Raw genomic sequence first — 11514 nt, 5'->3', positions numbered from 1 at the left:
CCCCTTCCCCTGTTTTGTTATGCCCAAAAACAGAGCACAACTGGGGAGATAAGCCTTAATCGTGGCAAAAAACAAGAGAAAAGAGCTATCGCCCTACGTTAATAATTAAACGTTTTGCGACAGCCCCCATCAGCTCGCAAGCGGTTTGGGCTTTTGCCCCGGCGAACTCCATCGCCATTACAAGTATAGCGGAAAGCATTGGAATTGTAAACCACCAACCATCACCTTACCCGGGTGAAGATAAAGGCCTGCCGCCGCCCGACCTTAAATCTGGCCAGCCTTTTGTAGCCCATCGGATTGATAACAATCTTTTTTCTGATGACAACTGCAACCACACCCTGTGGCGCAAGCGTTGGCTGGAGGTTGGTGAACATGGCCCGGATGGCCTCTTCCTCATCGGCTCCGCTCCACTGCACCAGCTCACCATAAGGCAGATCGGTGATCACCATGTCAATATCTTTCAGTCCGAGACCTGAATTAGTTATGTCAGCAATAAACGTCTTACTAGCCAGGGGCTCCTTAATCATCTGCCGAAGCCTTTGCGCGCTGATAACTGCTTCGCGGTGGGACTCCTTTTTATATTGCTCCAGCAGTGCCTGGAGCTCATCCGTACGTCGCTCCATCCCGGCATGATTTAGGAGCGCCAGGTTTTTCCCCGCCAACTGAACAACTTCGCTATCTATGTCAGAGCCGTAGATTGCGGCAATGTCCTGCCGATGCAGAAAGCCCAAGGCGGTCAAAAGATACGCGCCGCCACAGCAGGGGTCGTAAACGGTGTATGGTCCGGATTTGGGGAGCAACGCCGCGCAGCGTTGGAACAGCTCGCTGGCCAGACGGACAGGAAAAGCGGTTGTACCCCGCTGATTATACAACACCCTGCCGCTGGACAGATCCTGATAATTACTTCTACATGTGGCAAATTTATAGGTCATTGGCGCCCCTCCTCCACTTTTCGAGGTTTTCAGGGCTCTCATTATCCCAGATTATCACCCAGTACAGGGAAAAACCTGCTCTTTTCAACGCCTCCAGACGATGATTGCCATCCCGTACGCTTAGGTGATCTCCACGGTTTTCTGCGATCAGAGGCGGCGGCGCCCAACCCCGGTTCAGGTGTTGCCTGAAGATCTCCATATCCCACTCCCAACTGGATTGGGAGACTTGATACTCCATCCCCTCAGACGGGCCACAGCAGGGCCGAAGATGTTGGAATTCAATCTGAACGGGCCCCACCCAATGGCGCTTCTGCTGTTTCAATCCATCAGCAAAGGCACGATTATGGCCAGCCTCCGAACAGAGAAACAGGTGCACCCAGGCTTCTATTGAACCCTGGCGACTGAACTCGATTGCTTCAGACAGGGTAAACTCCATAATGCATCCCCTTCCGGTGCATGAATCCATTTATTTGATTATCTGCCCAACTGATGACACTGTCAAGGAGCAGGCAAATCCATGATATAATACAGAAAAAACATGGGGGGCTACATAATGGAAACCACGCCAAAAACGGCTGTCGTCACCGGCGCTTCTGGCGGCATCGGCTATGAGCTATGTAAATTACTTGCCCGGGACGGTTATAATGTAATCCTTGTCGCCAGGAACGAGCAAAACCTCGAGGCTGTTGCGCATGAGCTCAAGAATGAATATGGCACTAGCACCTTCATCATCGTCCAGGATCTCTCGATGGCCATGGCCGCCGACCAGCTGGCCGAGCGCATCGGCGAGCTCAAGCAACCGGTGGACATCCTGGTCAACAATGCCGGATTTGGCAGCTACGGCTTATTCTCCGAAAGCAATAGCGGCACCAATCTGGACATGATTCTCACCAATGTCGTTGCCCTCACCCGGCTCACCCAGTTTCTGCTGCCTGAACTCATCAGCCGCAAGGGTAAAATCCTCAATGTCGCCTCGCTGGCCGCAATGCAGCCGGTGCCGCTGTTTGCAGTATATGCCGCCACCAAGGCCTACGTACTCTCTTTCTCAGAAGCGCTAGCCGATGAGCTGCAAAGCAGCGGCGTCACTGTAACTACCCTCTGCCCGGGTATTACCGAAACCTGCTTTCAAAAGCGGGCCAGCATGGAACACGCAAAATCTGTCCAGGGCCGATTGATGAGCGCCAGCACCGTGGCGCGAATCGGCTACCGAGGCCTGCTCCGGGGCCAACGGGTAGTCGTGCCAGGCACCAAAGAAAAACTGCTGGCCGCCGCTGTCAACCTCGCTCCCCGGCGCCTGGTGACGAAAATGGCCCGCTCGATGATGAAGTAACCGGCCAAGGGGGTAGCCTTGTCCACTATCTGCGAAAGTGGTGATAAAATTGCAGACTATTATCCAGTACAATACCTTTACCAAGATGCAGCCAATTAATAAGGGTTGGTCTGAGGACAAAAAGTATTACATTGAAACCAAAAGTGGTGAAAAACTGCTGCTGCGCCTCAGCCCGGCAGCATCATATGAACGCAAAAGGATGCAGTACAAAATCCTTAGTCAGCTAACGAACTTGGGGCTCAACATTCCCCGCCCCCTGGACTTTGGCTATTGCAACGAGGGCAGCGAGGTTTTCACCATTCTCACCTGGGTGGAGGGCCAGGATGCGGGGAGCAGTCTACCGCTATTGCCGGAAGAGAGGCAATTTGCCCTTGGCTATGAAGCGGGTCATTTGCTAAGCCAAATCCACCGCATACCGGCACCCGAAACAGCAGAACCCTGGGGACCGAGATTTAACCGCAAGCTAGACAAAAACCTGGAAAACTATAATAACTGCGGCATCAAACTCTCCAATGAAGAAATAATCCTTGCCTTTGTGAGCGGGAACAGGCACTTGCTACATAACCGTCCCCAAACGTTCCAACACGGAGATTTTCATACCGGTAATATGGTTATCACGCCCGAGCAGAGGGTTGGTGTCATCGACTTCAACCGCAGTGATTTCGGCGATCCCTGGGAGGAGTTTAACCGGATTGTATTCTCAATAAGTGTAAGCCCGGCATTCGCCGCCGGGAAAATTAAGGGCTACTTTCAGGATTCCCCACCAAAAGAGTTTTTCCGCCTGATGGCTCTGTACATTGCCACGAATTCTCTGGCCTAAAAATTACGGTCAACAAGAGATTGAAACCATGCTTAGCAACGCCAGGGAAATGCTAACCTATTACCGCGACTTTGAGACAATAATCCCAACCTGGTATGAAGATCACTGCCCCCTGGCCAAGGGCAATAAAAACCGGACAAGGGGACAGGTCCCTTGTCCGGCTAAGGCAACATAGCAAAAACATGGTTGTTGTTGATCATGTCAAGCAAGCCAATAAGCGCGGAGATATGCGCCATATTAAGCTGACAGGGGCCGGCTAAGGCAGGGCAGCACTGGGCAAGAATCTGCTCGGTGTCAGACAATATATCCTGGATTGGTGCAAAACTGGTTTCATCAATAGTGAATGTGCAGTTCAGAGGATTAAAATCTACGATTTCCGCCATGGCAAAACTAGAGTCTCCGCTCAGGCAAACGATTCCGGGATTAAGAAACTGATTGGCGGTGGTCACAACGTTTTGCCAGGTGGTTAGTAGCTGGATAGCCAATTGAATCCGGGTCATGCCTATTATTGGTGATTCGTAAAGTTCTATTGTCCTGTCGTAGATCCCCTGTATATTGGGTTCAGGCAAAAAAAGATTAGGGTCATACCAACTGTTGATAAAGGGTGAAAATCCTCCGGGACCAACAATCGGTAATAACACATTTTCTACATATTGGCGCAGATCGACTACGCCTTGTTGAATCAGGCGGCGTATTCCTCCTCTCCCTGTTCCCCAGAACCCCCTGGTTCGTGCCAGGGGCATGGGGCAGGGAAAATGGAGCCCATGTAACGGCACATCATGAGGCAGTGGGCAATTTGTTTGCTGACACAGAGATAGACGGCAACGGTCGTAGAACTTCTCCACCTGTATACATTCCGTTTTAAACTTCATTTCTTTATTATCTTGTAGACAGTATCCAAGTGCGGGAACCAACAGCTGCACAGGCCCTTGAACGCCAATGACAGCATGAGCAGCTATGATAACGCTGGCCTCAAAATCATTAATTAAGCTTGCTGCCAAGCACTCCGCCTTACCCTCTAAGCTGCCATCAAGCAGACCTAAATCTGGCGCATACAGCTTCAATTCTTTAGTGAAAAACTTGGAGCAGCCCACCAGCATTACTTGGTCATTTTCCGTTATTTCCAGCATAAATAATATCTGAATGACGGCTGTAGCTTTGACAAAACCATCAGCGAGCGGTTCCATAAACATCAGATCCAAACTTACTGGTCCGGCAGTGCAGCCCGTAAGCGTTCGCACATAACCAACTCCTGTTTTGTTATACTCCATTTTATGCCGAAAATGGAGTATATGCTTTAATGGTAGTGCCAAAAAAGCAGTCCGGGCATAGACATTAGAACAAGACAAGGGGAGGTTTGAACGTATGTCCGGGGGCAACAAAAAAAGCCCTCGCAAAGGGCTTTTCAATCGTTCTTTAAAATAGCGATAAGAACAATACTGCCACGATAATGCCGCCTGCGATGATAAAAACCCACTGACAACCGCTAATCTGCTGCTCTGCCAAGATTATACACCCTCTTTCACACCAGAATGTCTATAAATAACTCGCTCCAAAAACAGTTGAGTCCTGCTTAGAGCCCGAAAAGCGATAAGATAAATACCCCCACCGGTCAGATACGCCACTAAATCCCAGGGATCGCCAACGCTTGTGGGTTTGTACAGAGGGGTGACCACTTCCCAGAATAGGCCTACAACCAGCATAAACAGCAGAACGGGCCCCAAGCCGGCAATACGTAGCTTGTATGGACTGAGGGCCAGTAAAATATTTGAATAGCCCAGCAGCAATGGTGCAGCCAAAATGTCGTTTATATACCAGTGCACAAAGAAATGCCAGGTAAGCTGCTTGAGAACCAGCTGGTTGAAGAGATAAACCATAAACACAACAACGATGATAACCAGATTCAATTTTACCTCATAGCGAAAAAGCTTTGAAAACATTTCTCCACCTCAGCAGCCCGACTAAATCAATGTGTGTACATCATGTGGTGACCTAGACATACTTTAGCACGATTGCATCTAACTTAAAACCCCAGGTCTACAGCATCTCGAACTTTACACCCACTTATTGCGATAAGTTATTGGGGCGCTTTGCAGGTGGTGTTGGGCCGAGCAGTCAGTTTAGTGCTAAACTTAACGCTGCTCCCAGCCATTCTGGGGTTCAGAGTTCACAAAAAAGACCAAGCTCAAGCTTCTTAAGCACAACAGAAAAGGAGCAGGGGATTCGTCCCCTGCCCCTTTCTGTTTTGCGGTATTCTCTAAGGAAATTGCCTCTATACCTTCAACTCCTTAAGCAGCTTGTTCCCCCCTGGACACAATTGCCGGGCTGCTTGTTTCAGCAGCTAGCTTAATAATCTCAACCACCCTAGGACGTAACTGGTAATCTTGTTTCGCGAATTCCGCCAGCGTCTGCAGCGAATTCACAATCACAATCTTGCTGCCTTCATTTTCAATCCAGGACAGCAAAGTATCCATTACAGCCAGCTTCTCCTGTTTACCTAGTTTCAAATAAGTAACCATCTGCGCCAGATGCCAGCGAACTTCTTTCTGCCGAACCGCTGGCATCTCTTTGAGAAGCTTATCTTTATAGCCTTGTAACAACTCGGGGTGAGCGGCTGAAACTTTTTCGATTACATCAGAGCAGCGCATTCTTAAAACGGGGTCTTCAGCAAATATTGCTTCAAAAACTGTTCCGAACATTTCCGGCGCGTCTATAATTTCCTGTACCACCTCATTCGCCCGACCAATCGAGCGCAAATCCCCGCCGCTTAACTTATCTAGGACCTGCTCCATATCGACCCTTCCTGCCTGGCCCAAAATCTTGGGCTATCTGTTCAACTTCTTGCTGTGGTAACACAGTCCACCAGAAAGCCCAGCTGACAGCTGGGCTTTTCTGACACGGTCTAAAGAGCCGCACTTTTGACCCTTTATTCTATACATGCAAATCCCGTTTGTTGAAGATAGCGATTGCACTGGTGTAGAGAACTGTGGCTATCAATACTAAGGCAATCATGGCATACCAGATGAAATTACTGCCTTCCACCAATTTGTCTGGATTGAAGAGCGCAAACAGCGACAAATTTCCCAGCCAACTGACCTGTTCGGCACTGTTGCCCAACATCTGCAACACAAGGAATGCCACCGGTAGGCCGAGGCCAAGACTCAAGCTATGCTTGCTTTCAGTCGCAATGCAGGAGGCCAGGAAACCGATGCCGCCGATTGCATAGTAAGTCAGGAGGGCGTAAAAGTTTAGCAAGATGAATTTACCGATTTCTAACTCGCCCGGGAACATAGCCTCAGAAATCAAGGTTCCTAAAATGGCTACAAGAATGAAAAATACCGTCATCGACGCCATGCTGTAGAAGGCCTGGGTAATGGCGATTTTTTCCGTGAATTGGGTGTGGACAGCAAAAATGTCATACTGCCTTTATCAATGTGGCTAGCCATCAAGCGATGGTTAACCACCACTGAAATAACCATCGGAAACAAATAGATTAAAAATCCATACATAGTGGTGCCAAGCACGGCAAGCAATGTGGTCCCAATCATCTCCCAGCCAACAGCTTTCAGGAACCCTTCCGGCATCATGGCCAGCATATCATCCCAAGCTTCGAGTCCTTCGGGATCAAACATTGAGACCATGATTGCAAAGTAGAAAAAAAAAATGACTGTCATGATAATCCAGATTGTGCGGTTGGCTTTGATATTGGCTTTAAACAGAGCCCAGGACATTATACCGCCTCCTCTTGGCCATAATAGCGGATGAAAATCTGCTCCAGGGACTGGGCGGAAGCGTCTAGACTAGTCACGTCGCACGCGGCCAGGGTAGAAAGCATCTGCTTGTAATCATCACTGATGAAAATTTCAACCCGGCGCTCATCGAGAAGTTTGTAATCGAGGCCGCTGGCTTTGATTCTATCAATATCGCCCTTCTCAGCCACAGTGACAAGATAAGATTTGCGCAGGGTCGATTTCAGCGCTGCAATTTCCTCTTGGGCAACAATCCTGCCTTCTCGTATTATCGCCGCCCGCTCACATGTGCGATCAACCTCGTCGAACAGGTGGGAAGACATGAGGATCGTCTTGCCTCGGCCCTTTTCTTCCATAATTAACTCGCATCAAGGGGTCGAGGCCGCTTGTAGGCTCATCGAGAATTAGAACAGCCGGGTCATGCATAAAGGCAGCCACCAGACCCAATTTCTGCTTCATGCCTTTGGACATTTTGCGAATCCTGTGCTCGGTTTCCAACTCAAACTGTTCAATTAGCTTCTCCCGAAGCTTTCTGTCTTTGCTGCCCCGCATGTCATGAATTTGAGAAACCGGGTGCCAGTCATATTGTCAAAAAAGGCTATCTCCCCTGGCACATAACCAAGTGTCCTTTGAATCTTGGCCGTCTCGGTGCGGCAATCCAAGCCATTGATTGTACATTTTCCCTTCGTGGCGTGGTAAACCCCAGCAGAACACGGATTGTCGTAGTCTTGCCGGCGCCATTTGGCCCCAAAAAACCGAAGACCTCGCCCTCAGAGACCGTAAAGTTGACGTCGAATACACCTTTGCCATTGCCATACACCTTGGACAGGTTTTCTACCGAAATCATGCTGTTCACCTCTCCCTCTCACTTAATGTGCTAGCACCCAATGCCAGTTGAATCTAGTTTCCCTGTCTCCCCTCCTTGTACAAGGTTTTTTTCAGCACCTCAAGATGTTTCTCGAATTCTGTAATATATTTAGCAAAAGAACTTTCCAGTCCCTCGATTGGTACGTCCCGATATTGTTTCTGGTAGTCAGCAATGATTTTGTTAGATAGACCTTCCATGGTCATGAGAATGATATTAATGGCGACTTTAGGGTCCACATCATCCCGGAACCTAGATAAATCCAGGCCTTCATATAACGACGCATAGATTTTCCGGTTCATTGGCTCCATGCGGGGAAAGAGTTCTTCTTGTAATTCTGCTGCCCCTTTAATCCAAACACTGGCGCCGAAATTCATCAGGTCCGGATACCGACGGTAATAATCCAGCTTGAGGGCATTGTTCTGCCGCAGTCGCTCAAAAATATCTTCATGCATGCTTATCTGTCCGGCAAGCTCCTCGAAAATTTCCAGAGCATAATCGAACAGGAACAGAAACAGCTTTTTCTTTGTACCGAAATAATGGAAAAGCAGTCCTTTGGAGATACTTGCTTCTTCAACTATATTATCGGTCTTGGCATCTTTATAGCCCTGACGCGCAAATTCCCACAATGCAGCTGTGATTATACGCTGACGCTTATCTTCCTCGAGGCGCAAAAATTTGTCTGTCATAAGCTCACTCCATACGAAAATTGACTCGCTCAGTCAACTAAATCATACTACTGTTGACTAAGCGAGTCAATAAAAATCCAGGCTGTCCCGGACAAGGGACCTGTCCCCGTGTCCGGGTTAGCGGATGCCGCTGATGCGGGTCACTTCCAAACCCCTTGCCTCCAGAGCATCGAGGATGATGTTCATGCCAACCGAGTCGCTGGCCATGTGGCCGGCAACGATTACATTACCGATGTTTTGCTTTTTCACGGCTTCCCGGACGTCGTCCTTCATATGCATGACGACCATTGTGCCGATACCGGCTTCGAAATAGGCTTTTTCCACATCAGGGCCCCCGCCGGTGCCCCGGGCCATGGCCACCATCACCTTGCCAGCGAAGTCGTCCTTGGCGCCGTTGCGGATTGATGGTTTGGTGTCGGCACTCTGGAACTCAGGCAGCTCCATAAGTACATCTACAACATCGCCCACCTTCGCCTTGGGTTTGTCGGCCAGCGCCTGCTCCAAGTGGGTTGCAACCTTCTGCTCAGAAAGGGCGTCGGCTGGGGTGTGGATGTTCATGTAGGGCATTTTCAGGGCCTTGGCCGCCGATGTGGCCCGGTCGTAATTAGTCACATGCAGCCCGCGTTCGACGATTTCCATCTGCTTTTTCAGTGCTTTCTGGGCCTTGTTGATGGGAACGCCGGCCTGGACCATGCGGTCGATCTGCCGGATCATCACCTGATGCAAATTAACCCGGGGACTGCCGGCGGCAGGGTGGTGGCCCAACACCAAATCATAGCCCAGTTTTTTGGCCATGAGGATTTCTGCCGCCTCCATATCAATTCCAGCCAACACCCGGCGGATGTTCTCGCCCGGCACGAGGATACCTGAGTCAGCGGGAATCTCCGATAAGCCAGCCAGCTCCAGGGCCAGATCCATTATTTCTGAGGTATTCATCCACTCACTCCTACAGCATATTTGGGTTCAAACTGCCCGTTTTACGCAGTGATAATTCTATAACCGTAATAGACTACAATTCCCAGGGCAAACAGCGCCCAAAGCAGCATTAAAGACCAATGGCCGGAAATCCATAATATCCCAATGAGGGCCAAAACCAGGCCACCAACCATGTTGAGAAACGCTCTTCCCCGTGCTTGTTTTTGCTCCACAGGCTGTCTTCCTTTCCTAAGTAATAAGGAACGGTTCCCGATGGCATCGATCCCGGGAACGGGCGACTGACGCCAATCGAGAACCGTCCTCCATTGGTGCTATTTGGGGTCGATGACGCCGCTCATGCGGACTACTTCCAGCCCTTTGGCTTCCAGGGCGTCTACCAATATGTTGATACCCACCGAATCACTGGCCATATGTCCGGCCACGACCACGTTGCCTACATTCTGTTCTTTGACGGCTTTGATGACATCTTCGGGCATGTGCATGCAGACCAGAGTGCCAACACCGGCTTCATAGTAGGCCTGGGCTACCTTGGCGCCGCCACCGGTACCGCCGGCCATGGTGACGAATGCCTTGCCGGCATAGTCTTTGTCGGAACCAACCCTGGCCACCGGCTTGGCCTGGGTGCGCTGGTACTCAGGCAGCTGATTCAGGGCCTCAATTACATCGCCCACAGTCGCCTTGGGCTTGTCGGCCAGGGCCTCATCAAGATGGCTCTGAACTTTATTCTCGGCCAGTATATCAGTCGGGGTGTGGATACCCATAAACGGCATGCCCAAAGCTTTGGCAGCAGAAACCGCCCGGTCGTAATTGCTGACATGCAGTGCCCTTTCAATCTTACCGATTTGCTCGGCCAAAACCTTCTGGGCCTTGTTGATGGGAACACCAGCGGCAACCATCCGGTCGATCTGTGCCTTCATTACCTGGTGAAGATTGACCCGGGGGGAACCGCCCACGGGATGGTGGGTGATTACCAGGTCTACGCCCAGTTCCTTGGCAATCAGCATCTCAGCCGCTTCCATGTCGACGCCGATCATAACCTTCTTGATGTTCTCGCCTTCAAAGATGATCCCGGAATCCTCGGGTACTTCGGTCAATCCGGCCAGTTCCAGAGCGATATCCATGATTTGCTTAGTGTTCATAAACACACTTCCTTTCAGTTTGTTAAGATGCCGTGCCAATCGAGGACGGTTCTCGATTGGCATCGAAGCTAGTACTTCAGGCTGTACACTCTTTCGTCGTCAATCCACTGCTCGCTGGGCACAAAGCCCAGCCGGCGGTAAAAGCCTTCCGGCCCCTCAGGACCAGGAACGAAGCTGGTCTTCAGTTCCCGGGCGCCGGGACGCTTTCTTACCAGCTCAATCAGCTGCAGTAACGCCTCCCGGCCATAGCCTTTGTTCTGATGATTCTTGTCTACCATCAATCGCCAGAGAAAATAGCTCCCATCTTCGGGCTTGTCTTCCCACATCAAAAACCCTACCGGCTCCTCGCCGACATAGATTCCCCTGCTCCGCAGATGACTGTAGAACAAGCTCTCCGCCAGGGAGGTAGCATTATCAAGCACGTCTTTACGCTGGGTATCGGAAGCCTGCAAACGACAGATGGCCCGGATGTTATCTTCATCCACAGGCTTAAGCCTCACTCTTGGGCTGGACGCGGGTTTCGCCTCCGCCCAGCGCAATTCAAGCACCTTTTCATCGCCGTCCATCTCACCGGTGGCCACAAAGCCAAGGCCCAGATAAAACGGGCTCCGGACCGCCCGGCTTGGGCACGCAGCTGGTACCCAGGGCAGTGGCACCGGGACGGGATTTTACATACTCAATCAACTGCCATATCGCGTCCCGGGCATAGCCTTGCCCTGGTAACGCCGGTCAATCATCAGGCGCCAGAGGTAATATTCCTGGGCGTGGGGGTCGTCATAGAGCATCATAAAGCCCACCGGGGTATCATCGGCATAGATTGCCCGGTACCAGGCACAATCATTGAACGGGCCTGGGCCAGGGAAATGTCATTAGGGGCGACAAACTGCTTCTGGTCTTCAGAAACCTGTAGGTCGCAAATCTCCCACATGGTTTCAGCCGTTACTTCACGTAGAGTTATCATAGATTCCTCCCTGTGCATGGGAGACAGTTCTCAGGTCATAATCGGCTCGAGACGGTTGTCGGCGATGGTAAACGTCCGCCAATTGAGAACCGT

At 50.6% G+C, this 11514-nt stretch carries 13 protein-coding genes and 3 pseudogenes; 2 read left to right on the top strand and 14 right to left on the bottom strand.

The window, feature by feature from the left end; genetic code table 11:
* Positions 1-221: 221 nt before the first annotated feature.
* Both FH749_09650 and FH749_09645 read right to left on the bottom strand, forming a co-directional pair.
* The gene (locus FH749_09650) at positions 222-932 is read right to left on the bottom strand and encodes a hypothetical protein (GenBank protein MTI95729.1); all 711 of its coding nucleotides are present in this window, start codon (positions 930-932) and stop codon (positions 222-224) included.
* Positions 922-1398, bottom strand: a complete 477-nt coding sequence (locus FH749_09645; GenBank protein MTI95728.1) for a chromosome partitioning protein ParB — start codon at positions 1396-1398, stop codon at positions 922-924. Before FH749_09645 ends, FH749_09650 begins: the two co-directional genes overlap by 11 nt.
* Before the next feature lie 87 nt (positions 1399-1485).
* On the opposite strand from FH749_09645, the gene FH749_09640 reads away from it, so the two are divergent.
* Together FH749_09640 and FH749_09635 are read left to right on the top strand one after the other, a co-directional pair.
* Entirely contained in the window at positions 1486-2262 is a 777-nt protein-coding gene (locus FH749_09640; protein ID MTI95727.1) for an SDR family oxidoreductase, read from the top strand.
* A 49-nt stretch (positions 2263-2311) separates the two neighbouring features.
* Positions 2312-3257 (top strand): annotated as a pseudogene (locus tag FH749_09635) (phosphotransferase family protein).
* Here the strand turns inward: FH749_09635 and FH749_09630 are convergent.
* From FH749_09630 to FH749_09575, 12 genes and pseudogenes are all read right to left on the bottom strand, one after another.
* Entirely contained in the window at positions 3244-4323 is a 1080-nt protein-coding gene (locus FH749_09630; GenBank protein ID MTI95726.1) for a hypothetical protein, read from the bottom strand. The pseudogene FH749_09635 and the gene FH749_09630 sit on opposite strands and share 14 nt — an antisense overlap.
* 267 nt (positions 4324-4590) lie before the next feature.
* Positions 4591-5022, bottom strand: coding sequence for a hypothetical protein (locus FH749_09625; protein MTI95725.1), 432 nt, complete (start codon positions 5020-5022; stop codon positions 4591-4593).
* Positions 5023-5370: 348 nt separating this feature from the next.
* Positions 5371-5874, bottom strand: a complete 504-nt coding sequence (locus FH749_09620) for a hypothetical protein (protein ID MTI95724.1) — start codon at positions 5872-5874, stop codon at positions 5371-5373.
* Between the two features lie 139 nt (positions 5875-6013).
* Entirely contained in the window at positions 6014-6427 is a 414-nt protein-coding gene (locus tag FH749_09615; protein ID MTI95723.1) for a hypothetical protein, read from the bottom strand.
* Positions 6424-6813, bottom strand: coding sequence for a hypothetical protein (locus FH749_09610; protein MTI95722.1), 390 nt, complete (start codon positions 6811-6813; stop codon positions 6424-6426). The genes FH749_09615 and FH749_09610 overlap by 4 nt, the downstream gene beginning before the upstream one ends.
* On the bottom strand, positions 6813-7187 hold the full coding sequence (locus FH749_09605) for a hypothetical protein (protein ID MTI95721.1): 375 nt from the start codon (positions 7185-7187) through the stop codon (positions 6813-6815). Before FH749_09605 ends, FH749_09610 begins: the two co-directional genes overlap by 1 nt.
* Positions 7126-7383, bottom strand: coding sequence for an ATP-binding cassette domain-containing protein (locus FH749_09600; GenBank protein ID MTI95720.1), 258 nt, complete (start codon positions 7381-7383; stop codon positions 7126-7128). Before FH749_09600 ends, FH749_09605 begins: the two co-directional genes overlap by 62 nt.
* Positions 7344-7687 (bottom strand): annotated as a pseudogene (locus tag FH749_09595) (ATP-binding cassette domain-containing protein). The gene FH749_09600 and the pseudogene FH749_09595 overlap by 40 nt, the downstream one beginning before the upstream one ends.
* Before the next feature lie 44 nt (positions 7688-7731).
* On the bottom strand, positions 7732-8385 hold the full coding sequence (locus tag FH749_09590; GenBank protein MTI95719.1) for a TetR/AcrR family transcriptional regulator: 654 nt from the start codon (positions 8383-8385) through the stop codon (positions 7732-7734).
* 117 nt (positions 8386-8502) lie between these two features.
* Positions 8503-9321, bottom strand: coding sequence for a hypothetical protein (locus FH749_09585; protein ID MTI95718.1), 819 nt, complete (start codon positions 9319-9321; stop codon positions 8503-8505).
* A 311-nt stretch (positions 9322-9632) separates the two neighbouring features.
* Positions 9633-10460, bottom strand: coding sequence for a hypothetical protein (locus FH749_09580; protein ID MTI95717.1), 828 nt, complete (start codon positions 10458-10460; stop codon positions 9633-9635).
* A gap of 536 nt (positions 10461-10996) precedes the next feature.
* A pseudogene (locus FH749_09575) lies at positions 10997-11439 on the bottom strand (GNAT family N-acetyltransferase).
* Positions 11440-11514 lie beyond the last annotated feature (75 nt).

The organism is Bacillota bacterium, from assembly GCA_009711825.1.
Taxonomy (GTDB): Bacteria; Bacillota; Proteinivoracia; order UBA4975; family VEMY01; genus VEMY01.
Note: the sequence above shows the minus strand (reverse complement) of the source record. Positions and strands in the feature narration are given on the sequence as shown.